Source organism: Enterobacter cloacae complex sp. SYL001, assembly GCF_049237025.1.
GTDB lineage: Bacteria > Pseudomonadota > Gammaproteobacteria > Enterobacterales > Enterobacteriaceae > Enterobacter > Enterobacter intestinihominis.
Genome location: NZ_JBMKJI010000017.1, coordinates 13,478 through 30,866 on the forward strand (window position 1 = coordinate 13,478; position 17,389 = coordinate 30,866).

Consider the following 17,389-nt stretch of genomic DNA (forward strand, 5'->3'; position numbering starts at 1 on the left):
TTTAGATTTTTTTTCAGGATCGCGTTAATTTTTTTAGCCACGGAAATACTCTTCTCCAATAGCGTTATTCTCGCCATTAAAAATTTGAACCTAACCGTAAACTTTCCTGAGTTGAGGCCGATAACCCCACTATTCGTTCTACATGTCGTTACATTAAGGAATAAATATGGCAAGTATTTCTACGTTGGGAGTCGGATCAGGTTTGCAGTTAGGCGACATTCTGGACAGTCTGACCGCTGCACAAAAAGCACAACTGACGCCGATCTCTAAGCAGCAAACTTCCTATACAGCAAAACTTAGTGCTTACGGCACGCTGAAAAGTGCATTGGAATCCTTCCAGACGGCAAATACTGCACTTAGCAAAGCCGATCTCTTTACAGCGACTACCACCGCCAGCAGCAGCACATCCTTCAGTGCTACAACCAGCGGCAGCGCGATTGCGGGTAAATACACCATTAACGTATCGCAGCTTGCGCAGGCGCAAACCCTGACAACAGCTAAAACGCAAAGTGATAATAAAACGGCGATTGCGACAGCGGACAGCACCATCACCATTCAGCAAGGTGGTGACAAGAAACCTGTCACCATTAATATCAGTGCAGAAAACAGTTCTCTAACTGGTATCCGAGATGCGATCAACAAAGCGGATGCTGGCGTAAGTGCCAGTATTATTAACGTCGGTAATGGTGAGTATCGTCTGTCCATTACGTCGAAAGATACCGGTAAAGACAATGCCATGACTATTAGTGTCAGCGGCGATGCGGCACTTCAGTCCTTCATGGGCTATAACGGTAATAGCGCAGATACCGCTAACGGCATGATGGAAAGCGTTACGGCCCAAAATGCGCTATTGAAAGTTAATAACGTTGATATTGAAAACAGCAGCAATACAATCAGTGATGCGCTGGAAGATATCACTCTCAACCTGAACGACGTGACAACCGGTAATCAGACCTTAACGATCACTACCGATAACACTAAAGCGACCAAAGCGATAAACGACTGGGTGACGGCGTATAACTCCCTGCAAGATACTTTCAGCAGCCTCACAAAATATACTGCTGTGGATGCGGGTTCAGACGCTCAGAATACCAGCAACGGCGCGTTATTAGGCGACAGTACGCTACGCACTATTCAGACTCAGTTGAGAAGCGTGCTGAATAATCCTCACACCAGTTCCAATATCAAGACCCTGGCTCAAGCTGGCATCACTACCGACCCAAGCACCGGTAAACTGGAAGTGGATGATGACAAGCTTAGCGCGGCAATGAAAAACAGCGCGGCTGGTATCAAAGACCTGCTGATCGGTGACGGGAAAACATCCGGTATCACCACCACCGTTGGAACAAACCTCACAGGTTGGCTCTCCAGTACCGGCATCATTCAGGCTGCAAAAGATGGCGTCAGTAAAACCCTGAACAATTTAACCAAGCAATATAACGCGGCCAGCGAGCGTATCGACACCATGGTAGCGCGTTATAAAGAACAGTTTACGCAATTGGACGTCATGATGAACTCGTTGAACTCTACGAGCAGCTACCTTACACAACAGTTCGAAAATACGTCTTCCAACAAGTAGTAACAGATAATCAGACCCGAGGGGGATAACATGTACGGCGCAAAAGGCACGCAGGCCTACGCAAAGATAGAAGTTGAAAGCGCGGTGATGAGCGCCAGCCAGCAGCAGCTGGTTATCATGCTATTTGATGGAGCCCTCAGCGCACTGGTACGGGCACGTCTGTTCCTTGCAGACGGTAATATCCAGGCAAAAGGGCTGGCGCTCTCCAAAGCGATTAATATCATCGAAAATGGCCTGAAGGTCGGATTGGATGAAGAGAGTAAAGACGAGTTAACACAAAACCTGATCGCTCTCTATGCCTATATGGTTCGTCGCCTGCTTCAGGCCAACCTTCGCAATGATGCCAGTGCCATCGAAGAGGTGGAAAATTTACTGCGCAATATTGCGGATGGCTGGAAGGAGGCAGCAGGTATACCAACTCTTGTCCAGGACGCCGTCTAATGAGTAACGCACCGCAACTTTATGCCCTTTATCAGCAACTCCTTGAGCAGAGCCAGTTGATGTTGCGACTGGCCCGGCAGGGACTATGGGATGATCTGATCATCTGTGAAACCGACTATGTTAATGCGGTGCACTCACTGGCTCGTCTCACTCAGGAAAGTGAACCTTCGATGCAGATTCAGGAGCAGCTTCGCCCGACGCTGCGGGTGATCCTGGACAACGAAGGCCAGGTAAAAACGTTGCTGCAAGCCAGAATGGATGAACTGGCGAAGCTGGTTGGGCAATCCTCCATCCAGAAAACCGTTCTCTCCACCTACGGTAACCAGGGCGGTCATGTCCTGGTTCCGCAAAGTAATAGCGATATCAATTAGCCATTTAACTGGCGTTCGAGCGTTAACCGTTTCGTTCGCCAGGCATTTCTGCCAAACCTGCTCCATACTTGAGTTTCGCGACCTCATGGAGATGGTGCATGCGCAACCCAACACTTTTACAATGTTTTCACTGGTACTACCCCACCGGCGGTGAACTGTGGCGAGAAGTCACGGCATTAGCCCCCAACCTGAACGAAATCGGCATCAATATGGTCTGGTTACCGCCGGCATACAAAGGGGCATCCGGCGGCTATTCCGTCGGGTATGACTCTTATGACCTTTTCGACCTCGGTGAGTTTGACCAGAAAGGCAGCGTCGCCACCAAATACGGCGATAAAGCCCAGTTGTTGGAGGCCATCAACGCCTTAAAAAGTAACCAGATTGCGGTGCTTCTGGACGTGGTGGTCAACCACAAAATGGGGGCCGATGAGAAGGAACCCGTCCGCGTGCAGCGCGTGGATGCGCAGGATCGCACCCAAATCAGCGATGAGATCATCGAATGTGAAGCCTGGACGCGCTACACCTTTCCCGTTCGGGCCGGCCAGTATTCGCAGTTCATCTGGGATTACAAATGCTTTAGCGGTATCGACCACATTGAAAACCCTAATGAGGACGGTATCTTCAAAATCGTGAACGACTACACCGGCGAAGGCTGGAACGATCAGGTCGACGACGAGATGGGCAATTTCGATTACCTGATGGGTGAAAATATCGATTTTCGCAACCATGCGGTGACGGAGGAGATCAAATACTGGGCGCGCTGGGTGATGGAGCAAACCCACTGCGACGGCTTCCGCCTGGACGCGGTAAAACACATCCCGGCCTGGTTCTACAAAGAGTGGATTGAGCACGTCCAGGAGGTGGCCCCGCAGCCGCTGTTTATCGTGGCGGAATACTGGTCTCACGAAGTGGATAAATTGCAGCACTACATCAATCAGGTGGACGGTAAAACCATGCTGTTTGATGCGCCACTGCAAATGAAATTTCACGAAGCATCACGCCAGGGACGCGACTACGATATGAGCCAGATTTTCACCGGTACGCTGGTGGAAGCCGATCCGTTCCATGCCGTGACCCTGGTGGCCAACCATGACACCCAACCCTTGCAGGCGCTGGAAGCCCCGGTTGAAGCCTGGTTCAAACCGCTGGCGTACGCGCTCATCCTGCTGCGTGAAAACGGCGTGCCGAGCGTGTTCTACCCGGATCTTTTTGGCGCCAGCTATGACGACACCGGCGGGGATGGCGAGACGTATCACATCGATATGCCGGTGATTGAACAGCTCCACGAGCTGATCCTCGCCCGGCAGCGTTTTGCCCACGGCGTGCAGACGCTGTTTTTCGATCATCCAAACTGCATTGCGTTCAGCCGCAGCGGGACTGAGGAGCACCCGGGCTGTGTGGTGGTGCTGTCGAATGGTGATGACGGCGAGAAGACGATCTGCCTCGGGGAAAATTACGGCAATAAGACCTGGCGTGATTTTTTAGGCAACCGCGAGGAAACCGTGACCACGGCGGCGGATGGCGAAGGGACGTTCTTCTGTAACGGGGGAAGCGTCAGCGTCTGGGTGATTGAGGACGCGCTGTAATGCTGGAACAGTGCGGTCTTAAAGTGAACGGAATGACCACCAGAGCCGTATGTTCCCCCTCACCCCAGCCCTCTCCCTCCAGGGAGAGGGGGCCGACGGTGAAGGCATTATTTTGTGGAGATCCCTCAGACCACGGGTAGAGGGCGCAAACTCCAAAACGGTTACGGAAGCTTACTCTCCAGCGGATACTTGCTCAGGTAATCTGCGCATTCCACCGTTGGGCGGTCAACCTTGTACAGTTCCATGCCGTCATACTCCAGCGCCGCCCCATCACGATCGAGCGGATAGACGTCTCGTTTTTCGGTCACGTTATAATAATCATCTGAACGCAGCATGATCTTACCCGTCACCGCGATAACGCGCTGCCACTGACGGCAGTCCAGGGTATCACCCTCTGGCGTCACCACCAGCGTGGCAATCGCCTCCGGGCTCACCATCGCGCTCTGCGGCCCTTTCGACTGCCAGTAACCTGCCAGATGCGAAGGTGCCGGATGCTTAACCACTTCCTGATAGTTTTCGACCTGAACGCATCCCGCTAACGTCAGCATTGCAGCCACAATTGCTACTTTTTTCATCATCTTTCCTGCATGCGAAGAAAAAAATATTGTGGCATTAAAGCCATCAGGCTGCCAGCGTAAGATTGGAAGGTTTCACACCTGCATCGACATCACGTCCTGATACGCCGACACCAGCTTGTTACGCACCTGCAACCCCATCTGCAATGACACCGACGCTTTTTGCAGATCGGCCATCACATCGTTGAGCGCCACGCCGGGTTCGCCAAGGGTAAATCTCTCAGCCTGGGTACGGGCCGCGTTTTGCTTGTCGCTGATCCGGTCCAGCGCCGCATGCAGTTGACCGGCGAAGCTAATGCCCTGCGGCTGGTCAGCCACGCTCTGATTACGGGCGGTCATCGCCGTTGCCTGTAACTGACTGAGTACCCCTTCAATGCCCTGTATAGCCATGACTCTCCCCTGGATGGTTTTTTACGAGGTCAAGACTAACAGCTTGTCAATAAGATAATGGCGGTAAATAGCGTTAAAAAACCAGGTTATTTGACGCATAGAAAATCCCGAATCATCAAATAATGGCAGGGCCATCAGTATGGAACTTTTGTCGTGTTTGCCGACCCGGGAGTCAGTTTTGTTTCTCTACACGAATAACGTAAACCACCAGGATTTAAGAGGTGCGCAATGAGTGCGACAGCAGCATCGACAGCGCCGCAGAATAAATCACTCGAGTGGATGAACCGCCTTCGCGCCAACCCTAAGATCCCGTTGATTGTGGCAGGCGCTGCCGCCATTGCGATCGTTGTCGCGATGGTCTTATGGGCAAAAAGCCCGGATTACCGCGCGCTCTACAGCAACCTTTCCGACCAGGATGGCGGTGCCATCGTCACCCAGCTGACCCAGATGAACATCCCGTATCGCTTTGCCGATAACGGTGGTGCGCTTGAAGTGCCGGCAGATAAAGTGCACGAGCTTCGCCTGCGTCTCGCCCAGCAGGGACTGCCGAAAGGCGGCGCGGTTGGGTTTGAATTGCTGGATCAGGAAAAATTCGGCATCAGCCAGTTCAGCGAGCAGGTTAACTACCAGCGCGCGCTGGAAGGTGAGCTGGCCCGTACGATTGAAACCTTAGGCCCGGTGAAAAGTGCCCGCGTGCACCTGGCGATGCCAAAGCCGTCCCTGTTTGTCCGTGAACAAAAGTCCCCTTCTGCCTCTGTGACGGTTAACCTCGAACCTGGCCGTGCGCTGGATGAAGGGCAGATCAGCGCCGTCACGCACCTGGTCTCCAGTGCGGTTGCCGGTCTGCCGCCGGGTAACGTTACGCTGGTGGATCAGAGCGGTCACCTGCTGACGCAGTCCAACACCGCCGGGCGCGATCTCAACGACGCCCAGCTGAAATACGCTGCCGACGTGGAAGGCCGTCTCCAGCGTCGCATCGAAGCGATTCTGGGCCCGGTGGTGGGCAACAGCAACGTGCATGCGCAGGTCACCGCGCAGATTGATTTCTCGAATAAAGAACAGACCGAAGAGCAGTACGCCCCGAACGGGGATGCTTCTCGCGCCGTGTTACGCTCGCGTCAGATCAATGAGACGGAACAGGTCGGTGGCCAGTATCCTGGCGGTGTGCCGGGTGCGCTCTCTAACCAGCCTGCGCCTGCCAACGCCGCGCCAATCTCCACGCCGCCGGCCAACCCGCAGAACGGTCAGCAAACGAATCAGCAGACGACCTCGACCGCGAACAGTGCCGGCCCGCGTAACAGCAGCCGTAACGAAACGACCAACTACGAAGTCGACCGGACTATCCGCCATACCAAACTGAACACGGGAGATATTCAGCGTCTCTCTGTTGCCGTGGTGGTGAACTACAAAACGCTGCCGGACGGTAAACCGCTGCCGCTCACGGCAGAGCAGATGAAGCAGATCGAAGATTTGACCCGCGAAGCGATGGGCTTCTCTGAAAAACGTGGCGATACCCTCAACGTTGTGAACTCACCGTTCAACCCGGTGGATGAGACCGGTGGCGAACTGCCGTTCTGGCAACAGCAGGCGTTCTTCGATCAGCTGATGTCCGCAGGCCGCTGGCTGCTGGTGCTGATTGTCGCGTGGCTGCTGTGGCGTAAGGGTGTCCGTCCTCAGCTTCAGCGTCGCGCTGAAGCCGAAAAAGCTGCGCTGGAACAGAAGAACGCGCGTCCGGACGAGGAAGAAGCGGTTGAAGTTCGTCTCAGCAAAGATGAACAGATGCAGCAGCGCCGTGCTAACCAGCGTATGGGCGCAGAGGTGATGAGCCAGCGCATTCGCGAAATGTCAGATAACGATCCGCGCGTCGTCGCGCTGGTCATCCGCGGTTGGATGGGTAACGAACATGAGTAATACGCTTACAGGCACCGATAAGAGCGTCATCCTGCTGATGACCATTGGCGAAGATCGCGCGGCGGAGGTGTTTAAACACCTCTCTCAGCGAGAAGTGCAGATCCTCAGCGCGGCGATGGCCAACGTGCGCCAGATCTCCAACAAGCAACTGACCGAAGTGCTGGCGGAGTTTGAGCAGGAAGCCGAGCAGTTTGCTGCGCTCAACGTCAACGCCAACGAATACCTGCGCTCCGTGCTGGTTAAGGCGCTGGGCGAAGAGCGCGCCGCCAGCCTGCTGGAAGATATTCTCGAAACGCGCGACACCGCCAGCGGGATCGAAACGCTCAACTTTATGGAACCGCAAAGCGCCGCCGATCTTATTCGCGACGAGCACCCGCAGATTATCGCCACCATTCTGGTCCACCTCAAACGGGGCCAGGCGGCCGATATTCTGGCGCTGTTCGACGAGCGCCTGCGCCACGACGTGATGCTGCGTATCGCCACCTTCGGCGGCGTCCAGCCAGCCGCGCTGGCGGAGCTGACCGAAGTGCTGAACAACCTGCTCGACGGCCAGAACCTCAAGCGCAGCAAAATGGGCGGCGTGAGAACGGCAGCGGAAATCATCAACCTGATGAAAACGCAGCAGGAAGAGGCGGTTATTACGGCGGTGCGCGAGTTCGACGGCGAACTGGCACAGAAAATTATCGACGAGATGTTCCTGTTCGAAAACCTGGTCGAAGTGGACGATCGCAGCATCCAGCGCCTGCTTCAGGAAGTGGATTCGGAGTCCCTGCTTATCGCCCTCAAAGGCGCCGAGCAGCCGCTGCGCGAGAAGTTCCTGCGCAACATGTCCCAGCGTGCGGCCGATATCCTGCGCGACGACCTGGCCAACCGTGGCCCGGTGCGTTTGTCTCAGGTGGAGAACGAACAGAAAGCGATCCTGCTTATTGTTCGTCGTCTGGCAGAAACCGGCGAGATGGTGATTGGCAGCGGAGACGACACCTATGTCTGATGAACTGTCGTGGAAGCGCTGGACGCCTGACGACCTCTCCCCTCCCACCGCAGAGTTCACCCCTGCCATAGTGTCGTCCGATGAGGGCGACGCCGGGGCGGGCGTGCCCGAGCTGAGTGAAGAGGAACAGCGCGCCCAGATGCTGGCCCAGATGCAAATGCAGGCGCACGAGCAGGGCTTCAACGCCGGGATGAACGAAGGCCGTCAGACCGGGCACGCACAGGGTTATCAGGAAGGGCTGGCGAAAGGTTTAGAGCAGGGCATTGAGCAGGCGCGCCAGCAGCAGGCGCCGCTGCATGCCCGTATGCAGCAGCTGGTGAGCGAGTTTCAGCACACGCTGGATGCGCTCGACAGCGTGATTGCCTCGCGCCTGATGCAGATGGCGCTGGAGGCGGCCCGTCAGGTGATCGGCCAGACGCCGGTCGTGGATAACGCCGCGCTGATTAAGCAAATCCAGGGGCTGCTCCAGCAGGAGCCGCTGTTCAGCGGCAAACCGCAGCTGCGCGTGCATCCTGATGATTTGCAGCGCGTGGAAGAGAGCCTCGGCGCGACGCTGAGCCTGCACGGCTGGCGGCTGCGCGGCGATCCGTCGCTCCATCACGGAGGCTGTAAGGTCTCGGCGGATGAGGGCGATCTGGATGCCAGCGTCGCGACCCGCTGGCAGGAACTGTGCCGCCTGGCGGCACCGGGAGTCGTCTGATGACCGCACGCCTTACGCGCTGGCTTAACACGCTCGATAATTTTGAAACGAAGATGGCGCAGCTGCCATCCGTTCGTCGTTATGGACGCCTGACGCGTGCCACCGGTCTGGTCCTGGAAGCCACGGGTCTGCAACTTCCGCTCGGCGCCACCTGCGTGATTGAGCGTCAGGACGGGAGTGAGACGCGTGAAGTGGAAAGTGAAGTGGTCGGGTTTAACGGCCAGCGACTGTTTCTGATGCCCCTTGAGGAAGTGGAAGGGATTTTGCCCGGCGCCCGCGTCTACGCGAAAAACATCAGCGGTGACGGCCTGCAAAGCGGCAAACAGCTCCCGCTCGGTCCGGCGCTGCTGGGCCGCGTGCTGGACGGGAGCGGCAAACCGCTCGATGGCCTGCCCTCCCCTGATACCACCGAAACCGGCGCGCTGATCACCCAACCCTTTAACCCGCTGCAACGCACGCCAATCGAGCACGTACTGGATACCGGCGTGCGGCCGATTAACGCCCTGCTCACCGTGGGACGCGGCCAGCGTATGGGGCTGTTTGCCGGCTCCGGCGTGGGTAAATCGGTCCTGCTCGGCATGATGGCGCGTTATACCCAGGCGGACGTTATCGTCGTCGGCCTGATTGGTGAGCGTGGTCGCGAAGTCAAAGATTTCATCGAAAACATTCTTGGTGCGGAGGGTCGCGCCCGCTCGGTGGTGATCGCCGCCCCGGCGGACGTATCGCCGCTGCTGCGTATGCAGGGTGCCGCCTACGCCACGCGAATCGCGGAAGATTTCCGCGACCGGGGCCAACACGTGCTGCTGATTATGGACTCCCTGACCCGCTACGCGATGGCGCAGCGTGAGATTGCGCTGGCCATCGGCGAGCCGCCCGCCACCAAAGGTTACCCGCCGTCGGTCTTCGCCAAGCTCCCGGCGTTGGTTGAGCGTGCGGGGAATGGCATCAGCGGCGGAGGCTCCATCACCGCGTTCTATACGGTACTGACCGAAGGCGATGACCAGCAGGACCCGATTGCCGATTCTGCGCGCGCGATCCTCGACGGCCATATCGTGCTGTCGCGCCGTCTGGCCGAAGCCGGGCACTACCCGGCGATTGATATTGAAGCGTCGATCAGCCGTGCGATGACGGCCCTGATCACCGAGCAACACTACGCCCGCGTGCGTAACTTCAAACAACTGCTCTCCAGCTTCCAGCGCAACCGCGATCTGGTAAGCGTCGGGGCGTACGCCAAAGGCAGCGATCCGATGCTCGATAAAGCGATTGCCCTGTGGCCGCAGCTGGAGGCATTTCTGCAACAGGGTATTTTTGAACGCGCCGACTGGGAAGATTCCCTCCAGGCACTGGAGCTGATTTTCCCGCAGGTGTAACACAGGTGGAGGGCGAAGGTCATGGCGCAGAACAGCGCGTTATCAACGCTGAAAGATCTGGCTGAAAAAGAAGTTGATGATGCCGCATTGCAACTTGGCGCAATGCGACGCGGGTGCCAGCAGGCTGAAGAACAGTTGAAGATGTTAATCGACTATCAGCATGAATATCGCACCAACCTTAACACCGACATGACGCAGGGCATTGGTAGCCAGCGCTGGATTAACTATCAGCAGTTTATCCAGACGCTGGAAAAGGCGATTGAGCAGCATCGCCAGCAGCTTAACCAGTGGACGCAAAAAGTCGATACCGCGCTGAATTTCTGGCGCGAGAAAAAACAGCGGTTGCAGGCCTGGCAAACCTTACAGGACCGGCAGATTGCAGCCTCGACCCTGGCGGAAAACCGTCTGGATCAGAAAAAAATGGATGAGTTTGCCCAGCGCGCATCAATGAGGAAACCAGAATGATCACACTGCAACAACTGCTGATGACCGACAGCGACCCGTCCGGCGGCACGCTGACCGGAAAAGGCGCTGAGGGCGCGCAAGATTTTCTCTCTCTGCTGGCGGGCGCGCTGACCGAGACCACCGGCAAAGGCAAAGATGCTCCGCTGACGCTGGCCGATCTGAAAGCGGCGGGCAGCAAGCTGTCGACAGCGGCACAGGAAAAAAACGGTGATACCACGCTCCAGGCCAAAATCGCCGAGCTGCTCTCCCGCCAGGAGACCCTGACTGATGAAGATACCGCCGTCTCCCTGCAAAGCCTCGTCTCCGGCCTGAAACCCGCAGCGAATACGGATGCGCTGAAGGCGCTGACCCGGACGGACGCGAAAGCAAACAGCGAGACCACGACTGAAGAAGAGGAGCTGGCCGGGTTAAGCGCGCTGATGGCGATGTTGCCGCACCAGCAGACTACCACCCCAATGGCGACGCAGCCAGCAAGCACCGGGGAGGTCGCCCCTCGTGCCGCCCTCCCCTCTGCGCTAGCCCAGACGGACAACGGCCAGCATCAGCCGCTTAGCCATGCGTTAACGGGTCAGGAAAAAACGTCGGTTCAGGACAGCGACACGTCGCTGCCCGCCACGGCAGCCGTTACCGCCGTCGCGGAGAAGCAGGACGTAGTGAGCACGGCGTCGTCTGCCGCCAGCCCAACCGCGACGCTGGCCCCGATCGTTAGTCACCTGGCAACCCCCCAGTCTGCCGCTACCGTTGCGACCGCGCCGGTGTTAAGCCAGCCGCTGGGCACGCACGAATGGCAGCAGAATCTAAGCCAGCACATCACCCTGTTCACCAGACAGGGCCAACAGACCGCAGAGCTACGCCTGCACCCGGAAGATCTGGGTCAGGTGCAAATTTCGCTTAAGCTGGATGACAACCAGGCGCAGTTGCAGATGGTTTCGCCCCACAGCCACGTTCGTGCGGCGCTGGAAGCGGCCCTGCCGATCCTGCGCACGCAGCTTGCGGAAAACGGCATACAGCTTTCCCAAAGCAGCGTCAGCAGCGAAGGCTTTGCCGGGCAGCAGCAATCTTCATCCGGGCAACAACAGCATGCTTCGCGTTCAGGCCAGCATGGCGGGTTTAACGAGGAGAGCGAAGAGTTATTGCCTGCCCCTGCCGCCCTGCAATCCGCCGCGCGCGGCAGCCGTGCCGTAGACATCTTTGCCTAAACGCCAGAGGTAACGTGATTATCCCCGTCTTTTCCACGCTTTGACCTAAGCCGGACACGGGATAATCACCGTATTAAGCTGTACCGAAACAGGAAGCTCGTATCAGATGACAGACTCCGCTATCACCAAAAAAAGCAAGCGTTCCATCTGGATCCCGCTGCTGGTGTTGATTACCCTCGCGGCCTGCGCCACCGCAGGCTACAGTTACTGGCGTATGCAGCAGGAACCCTCCAGCGCAGCCGCCAAAGCTGAAGCGCCGCCTCCACCGGCGCCGGTCTTCTACCCGCTGGATACGTTCACCGTGAACCTCGGCGATGCGGATCGCGTGCTTTACGTGGGCATTACGCTGCGTCTGAAAGATGAAGCGACCCGTGCACGTCTGAACGACTACCTGCCAGAAGTGCGTAGCCGTCTGCTGCTGCTGTTTTCTCGTCAGGATGCCTCCGCGCTCGCCACCGATGTGGGCAAGCAAAAGCTGGTCGATGCGATCAAACAGACGCTGGCGACCCCGCTGGTCAACGGCCAACCTAAGCAGGAAGTCACTGACGTTCTGTATACAGCCTTCATTCTGCGGTAACGACATGGGCGACAGTATTCTTTCTCAGGCAGAAATCGATGCGCTGCTCAATGGCGACAGCGATAAGAGTGACGATCCGAAGCCGGGTCTGACCGGCGACGATAATATTCGTCCCTACGATCCCAATACCCAGCGTCGCGTGGTGCGCGAGCGTTTACAGGCGCTGGAGATCATCAACGAACGTTTCGCACGTCAGTTCCGAATGGGGCTGTTTAACCTGCTGCGTCGTAGCCCGGATATCACCGTCGGTGCGATCCGCATTCAGCCGTATCATGAGTTTGCCCGCAACCTGCCGGTGCCAACCAACCTTAACCTGATCCATCTGAAACCGCTGCGCGGTACCGGCCTGGTGGTGTTCTCGCCAAGCCTGGTGTTCATCGCAGTGGATAACCTGTTCGGTGGCGATGGCCGTTTCCCGACCAAAGTGGAAGGCCGCGAGTTTACCCATACCGAACAGCGCGTTATCAACCGCATGCTGAAGCTGGCGCTGGAATCCTACAGCGACGCGTGGAAAGCGATTAACCCGCTGGAAGTGGAGTACGTCCGTTCCGAGATGCAGGTGAAGTTTACCAACATCACCACTTCACCGAATGACATCGTGGTGAACACCCCGTTCCACGTCGAAATCGGCAACCTGACGGGCGAGTTCAACATCTGCCTGCCGTTCAGCATGATTGAACCGCTGCGCGAACTGCTGGTGAACCCGCCGCTGGAGAACTCACGCCATGAAGATCAGAACTGGCGTGAGAACCTGGTGCGCCAGGTTCAGCACTCGCAGCTGGAGCTGGTGGCTAACTTTGCCGACATCTCCATGCGGTTATCGCAGATCCTGAAATTACAACCCGGCGACGTTTTGCCGATAGATAAACCCGACCGCATTATTGCCCATGTGGATGGCGTACCCGTGCTGACAAGCCAGTACGGCACAATTAACGGCCAGTATGCGTTACGCGTTGAGCACTTGATCAACCCGATTTTGAATTCGCTGAATGAGGAACAGCCCAAATGAGTGACATGAACAATCCGTCCGATGAAAACAGCGGAGCACTGGACGATCTGTGGGCTGACGCGTTAAACGAGCAAAAAACGACGCCGACGAAAAGCGCGGCAGACGCGGTCTTCCAGCAGTTAGGCGGCGGCGACGTCAGCGGGACGTTACAGGACATCGACCTGATTATGGACATTCCGGTCAAGCTGACCGTTGAGCTGGGCCGCACCCGCATGACTATTAAAGAGCTGCTGCGCCTGACGCAGGGTTCCGTTGTAGCCCTGGACGGTTTAGCGGGTGAGCCACTGGATATTCTGATCAACGGCTACCTGATTGCACAGGGCGAAGTAGTGGTGGTGGCCGATAAATACGGCGTACGTATCACCGACATCATTACCCCTTCCGAACGTATGCGTCGCCTGAGCCGTTAAGTATGAAAACCCAGGCAACACTGTCCGCGCCCTCCGCCGTACCCGGCTCCCCGCTGCTTCAGGTGAGCGGCGCGCTGTTCGGTATTATTGCCTTTATCCTTATCGCTGCCTGGCTGGCAAAGCGTTTCGGGCTGGCGGGGAAAACGGCCGGCACGCGCGGACTGAAGGTCAGCGCCAGCACCACACTCGGCCCACGCGAGCGCGTGGTCATTGTGGAAGTGGAAGATGCGCGACTGGTGCTAGGCGTGACCGCCTCCAGCATTAACGTTCTTCACACGCTGCCCCCTTCGCCTGTCACGGTGGAGGCTAACGCCCCGGCCCCTGCGGATTTTCAGTCCGTTATGAAGAGTTTGCTCAAGCGTTCCGGGAGATCCTGATGCGCCGTTTGTTATTGCTTACGCTGGCAGGTCTGGGCCTGTTCGCGCCTTCTGTGTATGCGCAGCTGCCGGGGCTGGTTTCCACGCCGCTGGCGAACGGGGGACAAAGCTGGTCCCTCTCCGTGCAGACGCTGGTGTTCATCACCTCACTGACCTTTATCCCGGCGATCCTGCTGATGATGACCAGTTTCACCCGCATCATCATTGTGTTTGGTCTGCTGCGAAATGCGCTCGGCACGCCGTCCGCGCCGCCCAATCAGGTGCTGCTGGGTTTAGCCCTGTTCCTGACCTTTTTCATTATGTCGCCGGTGATCGACAAGATTTACACCGAGGCGTACCAGCCGTTCAGCGAAGATAAAATTTCCATGCAGGTTGCCCTGGAAAAGGGGGCTCAGCCATTACGTGAATTTATGCTTCGCCAGACGCGCGAAGCGGATTTGGCCCTGTTTGCCCGTCTCGCTAACACGGGCGAGTTACAGGGACCGGAAGCGGTGCCGATGCGCATTCTGCTGCCAGCGTATGTGACCAGTGAGCTGAAAACGGCGTTCCAGATTGGCTTCACCATTTTCATTCCGTTCCTGATTATTGACCTGGTGATCGCCAGCGTCCTGATGGCGCTCGGGATGATGATGGTCCCGCCCGCAACCATTGCCCTGCCCTTTAAGATCATGCTGTTCGTGCTGGTCGATGGCTGGCAACTGCTGGTCAGCTCGCTGGCGCAGAGTTTCTACAGTTGAGGAGCACGCAATGACGCCTGAGTCGGTCATGATGATGGGCACGGAAGCGATGAAAGTCGCGATTGCCGTCGCCGCGCCCCTGCTTCTGGTTGCGCTGGTAACCGGTCTGATTATCAGTATTCTTCAGGCCGCCACGCAGATTAACGAAATGACCCTGTCGTTCATCCCGAAGATCATCGCCGTCTTCGTGGCGATTATCGTTGCCGGGCCCTGGATGCTCAATTTGCTGCTGGACTACATGCGCAACCTGTTCACCAATCTGCCTTACATCATCGGCTGACGGACGATGCTGCAATTCACCAGCGATCAGTTTGTTCAGTGGCTCGGGATCTATTTCTGGCCGATGCTGCGCATCATGGCGCTGATCTCCACCGCCCCCATACTCAGTGAAAAGTCGGTGCCTAAACGCATCAAAATTGGGTTGGGCATGGTTATCACCATTATCGTTGCCCCTTCCCTGCCGGCGGTGGATATTCCGATTTTTTCCCCGAATGCGATCTGGATTGCCCTGCAACAGGTGATGATTGGCGTGGCGGTCGGATTTACGATGCAGCTCGCCTTCGCCGCGGTACGAACGGCGGGCGAACTGATCGGTTTGCAGATGGGTCTGTCTTTCGCGACGTTCGTTGACCCGGGCAGCCATCTGAATATGCCCGTGCTGGCGCGTATTATCGACCTGCTGGCGATGCTGTTGTTTCTCTCGTTCAACGGCCACCTGTGGCTCATCTCTATGCTGGTGGACACCTTCCACACGCTGCCGATTGGCGACAACCCGGTGAACAGTAACGCTTTTCTGGCGCTGGTGCGGGCTGCCGGGCTGATCTTCCTCAACGGGCTGATGCTGGCGCTGCCTGTCATAACCCTGTTGCTCACCGTTAACCTCGCATTGGGTTTACTCAACCGAATGGCCCCGCAGCTGTCGGTATTCGTCATCGGCTTTCCGGTGACGTTGACGGTTGGCCTTTTATTAATGTCATTATTGATGCCACTTATCGCCCCCTTCTGCGAGCATTTATTCAGCGAGATATTCAATCTCTTAGCGGATATTGTCAGCGAACTTCCACGCAAATAATAACCCGCAGTGTTTGCAATGTCTTTCTGAGGATATTCCTAAAAATAATCTTGAAAAACATCTACCAGGATATATCTGACGCGGTTTAAATGTTTCTAACCACCTCACAATACTTAATATTTACTTTACTTTAAGATGATTCCTGGCAAATTATACGTAACTTTACGGGATAGTGAGTTCGCCTGAAAGTCTTTGTCATGCTCACAGGTTTTATTAGATTTTTTCCATCCCGTATGGCTGTTTATGAGCTCTCAGGCAGGTGGTGAATTATCGTTACGCATTGAGTGAGGGTATGCCATGTCAACGATCATTATGGATTTATGCAGCTACACCCGGCTAGGGTTAACCGGGTACTTAGCAAGCAGAGGGGTAAGAAAGAGAGACATCAACGATGCACACACCGTTGAAGAACTCGCAGCCGCTTGTGAGTCTCACAAGCCCGGCGTGGTGTTTATTAATGAGGACTGTTTCATTCACGACCCCGCTAACAGTCAGCACATTAAGCAGATCATTAATCAGCATCCCAGAACCCTGTTTATTGTTTTTATGGCGATCGCCAATATTCATTTCGATGAGTATTTGTTGGTGCGTAAAAACTTATTAATCAGTTCGAAATCGATTAAACCAGAGTCGCTTGATGACATTCTGGGCGATTATTTGAATAAAGAAGTTAAGAATGTAGGGGCGGTTAACTTACCCACCCTATCATTAAGCAGAACTGAATCAAGTATGCTAAGAATGTGGATGGCTGGACAAGGGACAATTCAGATCTCAGACCAGATGAATATCAAGGCAAAAACAGTATCGTCACACAAAGGAAATATTAAAAGGAAAATTAAAACGCATAATAAGCAAGTGATATACCATGTCGTACGCCTGACAGATAATGTGACGAATGGGATTTTCGTTAATATGCGCTAATTTGCACGGCCATGTTGTACCCTACCTTGATCTCTGGCCTGGCCAGAGATTTTGCTTTTCAGCAGCCGGGCCGGGGAGAAGACGCCCCCGACGCCGACCTATTCCGCCGTTTCCACAAAGATCCCATCCGGGTGCCCCAGTTCGTTGAAGAACCAGATGCCGAGCGGGTAATCTTCCAGCGACACCAGATACATTGTGCCTTCATTAAACTCTTCTATTGCCAGCACCACGCCCGGGCGGCGCGGCCCACCGTCCGTTTTGACGGTTACCCGATCGTTGACCTTCATACATTCCTCCTGTGGTTTTGAGCCAGTGTAGAACAAATTACCCTGGCTGGCATCGCCGCCTGACGCGAATGGCGTTTTTGTGTGCGGTCTATACTTAGCTGTTGAGACGGTTAAATGAGGAGCCCGCCATGAAGACTGACAAAGAGTACAGCGACACCATTAAGCGTGAGGTGGAAGTGGATGTCGATGCCCTGCTTGCCGCCATTAATGAAATCAGTGAGTCCGAAGTTCATCGCGCGGAGGATAATTCAGACCGTGTCGTGGTCAATGGTCGTGATTACCATACCTACCGTGAACTGGCTGAAGCATTCGAGCTGGATATCCATGACTTTAGCGTCTCGGAAACGAACCGCTAAGGCGAAAAAAATCCCGGTCATGGGGATGACCGGGATCAAACTTGCTTATGCAAGAAGCACTTGTA

21 protein-coding genes and 1 pseudogene are annotated in these 17,389 nt (G+C 55.9%); 19 read left to right on the forward strand and 3 right to left on the reverse strand.

Annotated elements, in window-relative coordinates; genetic code table 11:
- Positions 1–166 precede the first annotated feature (166 nt).
- The 4 genes from fliD to amyA all read left to right on the forward strand — a co-directional run bounded on the left by fliD (position 167) and on the right by amyA (position 3,977).
- The gene (gene fliD / locus ACOTZP_RS15405; RefSeq protein ID WP_023306515.1) at positions 167–1,579 is read left to right on the forward strand and encodes a flagellar filament capping protein FliD; all 1,413 of its coding nucleotides are present in this window, start codon (positions 167–169) and stop codon (positions 1,577–1,579) included.
- Between the two features lie 30 nt (positions 1,580–1,609).
- The gene (gene fliS / locus ACOTZP_RS15410) at positions 1,610–2,020 is read left to right on the forward strand and encodes a flagellar export chaperone FliS (RefSeq protein WP_006811147.1); all 411 of its coding nucleotides are present in this window, start codon (positions 1,610–1,612) and stop codon (positions 2,018–2,020) included.
- Positions 2,020–2,391 (forward strand): flagella biosynthesis regulatory protein FliT, encoded by a 372-nt coding sequence (fliT, locus tag ACOTZP_RS15415; protein ID WP_006811148.1) that lies wholly within the window; start codon positions 2,020–2,022, stop codon positions 2,389–2,391. Before fliS ends, fliT begins: the two co-directional genes overlap by 1 nt.
- Positions 2,392–2,489: 98 nt before the next feature.
- On the forward strand, positions 2,490–3,977 hold the full coding sequence (gene amyA / locus ACOTZP_RS15420) for an alpha-amylase (protein WP_003859614.1): 1,488 nt from the start codon (positions 2,490–2,492) through the stop codon (positions 3,975–3,977).
- Between the two features lie 161 nt (positions 3,978–4,138).
- Here the strand turns inward: amyA and yedD are convergent, their stop codons facing one another.
- A complete protein-coding gene (gene yedD, locus ACOTZP_RS15425) occupies positions 4,139–4,552 on the reverse strand; it encodes a lipoprotein YedD (RefSeq protein ID WP_421633750.1) in 414 nt (137 codons plus the stop codon).
- 75 nt (positions 4,553–4,627) lie between these two features.
- Positions 4,628–4,942 carry a flagellar hook-basal body complex protein FliE gene (gene fliE / locus ACOTZP_RS15430; RefSeq protein WP_023300486.1) on the reverse strand — a complete coding sequence of 105 codons (315 nt, stop codon included), beginning with the start codon at positions 4,940–4,942 and terminating at the stop codon, positions 4,628–4,630.
- Between the two features lie 228 nt (positions 4,943–5,170).
- Here fliE and fliF point away from each other — a divergent pair, with 228 nt between their 5' ends.
- The 14 genes and pseudogenes from fliF to rcsA all read left to right on the forward strand — a co-directional run bounded on the left by fliF (position 5,171) and on the right by rcsA (position 16,681).
- Complete coding sequence (gene fliF, locus ACOTZP_RS15435; RefSeq protein ID WP_271074848.1) at positions 5,171–6,853, forward strand: flagellar basal-body MS-ring/collar protein FliF; 1,683 nt, start codon at positions 5,171–5,173, stop codon at positions 6,851–6,853.
- Positions 6,846–7,844, forward strand: coding sequence for a flagellar motor switch protein FliG (gene fliG / locus ACOTZP_RS15440; RefSeq protein ID WP_003859608.1), 999 nt, complete (start codon positions 6,846–6,848; stop codon positions 7,842–7,844). Before fliF ends, fliG begins: the two co-directional genes overlap by 8 nt.
- On the forward strand, positions 7,837–8,544 hold the full coding sequence (fliH, locus tag ACOTZP_RS15445; RefSeq protein WP_022648550.1) for a flagellar assembly protein FliH: 708 nt from the start codon (positions 7,837–7,839) through the stop codon (positions 8,542–8,544). The genes fliG and fliH overlap by 8 nt, the downstream gene beginning before the upstream one ends.
- On the forward strand, positions 8,544–9,914 hold the full coding sequence (fliI, locus tag ACOTZP_RS15450) for a flagellar protein export ATPase FliI (protein ID WP_032624018.1): 1,371 nt from the start codon (positions 8,544–8,546) through the stop codon (positions 9,912–9,914). The genes fliH and fliI overlap by 1 nt, the downstream gene beginning before the upstream one ends.
- Positions 9,915–9,935: 21 nt before the next feature.
- Complete coding sequence (gene fliJ, locus ACOTZP_RS15455; protein WP_006811155.1) at positions 9,936–10,379, forward strand: flagellar export protein FliJ; 444 nt, start codon at positions 9,936–9,938, stop codon at positions 10,377–10,379.
- Positions 10,376–11,578, forward strand: coding sequence for a flagellar hook length control protein FliK (fliK, locus tag ACOTZP_RS15460; RefSeq protein ID WP_421633751.1), 1,203 nt, complete (start codon positions 10,376–10,378; stop codon positions 11,576–11,578). Before fliJ ends, fliK begins: the two co-directional genes overlap by 4 nt.
- A gap of 106 nt (positions 11,579–11,684) precedes the next feature.
- Positions 11,685–12,155, forward strand: coding sequence for a flagellar basal body-associated protein FliL (gene fliL / locus ACOTZP_RS15465; protein ID WP_003859598.1), 471 nt, complete (start codon positions 11,685–11,687; stop codon positions 12,153–12,155).
- Positions 12,156–12,159: 4 nt separating this feature from the next.
- Positions 12,160–13,164: a flagellar motor switch protein FliM gene (gene fliM, locus ACOTZP_RS15470; RefSeq protein WP_006811158.1), complete on the forward strand. Its 1,005-nt coding sequence runs from the start codon at positions 12,160–12,162 to the stop codon at positions 13,162–13,164.
- Positions 13,161–13,574 carry a flagellar motor switch protein FliN gene (gene fliN / locus ACOTZP_RS15475; RefSeq protein WP_003859592.1) on the forward strand — a complete coding sequence of 138 codons (414 nt, stop codon included), beginning with the start codon at positions 13,161–13,163 and terminating at the stop codon, positions 13,572–13,574. Before fliM ends, fliN begins: the two co-directional genes overlap by 4 nt.
- Before the next feature lie 2 nt (positions 13,575–13,576).
- Positions 13,577–13,951, forward strand: a complete 375-nt coding sequence (gene fliO, locus ACOTZP_RS15480) for a flagellar biosynthetic protein FliO (RefSeq protein ID WP_058646934.1) — start codon at positions 13,577–13,579, stop codon at positions 13,949–13,951.
- The gene (gene fliP / locus ACOTZP_RS15485; protein WP_022648554.1) at positions 13,951–14,688 is read left to right on the forward strand and encodes a flagellar type III secretion system pore protein FliP; all 738 of its coding nucleotides are present in this window, start codon (positions 13,951–13,953) and stop codon (positions 14,686–14,688) included. The genes fliO and fliP overlap by 1 nt, the downstream gene beginning before the upstream one ends.
- Positions 14,689–14,698: 10 nt before the next feature.
- Entirely contained in the window at positions 14,699–14,968 is a 270-nt protein-coding gene (gene fliQ / locus ACOTZP_RS15490; protein WP_003859587.1) for a flagellar biosynthesis protein FliQ, read from the forward strand.
- Between the two features lie 6 nt (positions 14,969–14,974).
- Positions 14,975–15,767: pseudogene (gene fliR / locus ACOTZP_RS15495) on the forward strand (flagellar biosynthetic protein FliR); the annotation flags it as partial.
- 290 nt (positions 15,768–16,057) lie between these two features.
- Positions 16,058–16,681: a transcriptional regulator RcsA gene (rcsA, locus tag ACOTZP_RS15500; RefSeq protein WP_023306523.1), complete on the forward strand. Its 624-nt coding sequence runs from the start codon at positions 16,058–16,060 to the stop codon at positions 16,679–16,681.
- A 98-nt stretch (positions 16,682–16,779) separates the two neighbouring features.
- Here the strand turns inward: rcsA and dsrB are convergent, their stop codons facing one another.
- Positions 16,780–16,968, reverse strand: a complete 189-nt coding sequence (dsrB, locus tag ACOTZP_RS15505) for a protein DsrB (RefSeq protein WP_003859583.1) — start codon at positions 16,966–16,968, stop codon at positions 16,780–16,782.
- A 128-nt stretch (positions 16,969–17,096) separates the two neighbouring features.
- Between dsrB and yodD the strand changes: the two genes are divergently transcribed.
- Positions 17,097–17,324: a YodD family peroxide/acid resistance protein gene (gene yodD / locus ACOTZP_RS15510; RefSeq protein WP_017383339.1), complete on the forward strand. Its 228-nt coding sequence runs from the start codon at positions 17,097–17,099 to the stop codon at positions 17,322–17,324.
- Positions 17,325–17,389: the final 65 nt, after the last annotated feature.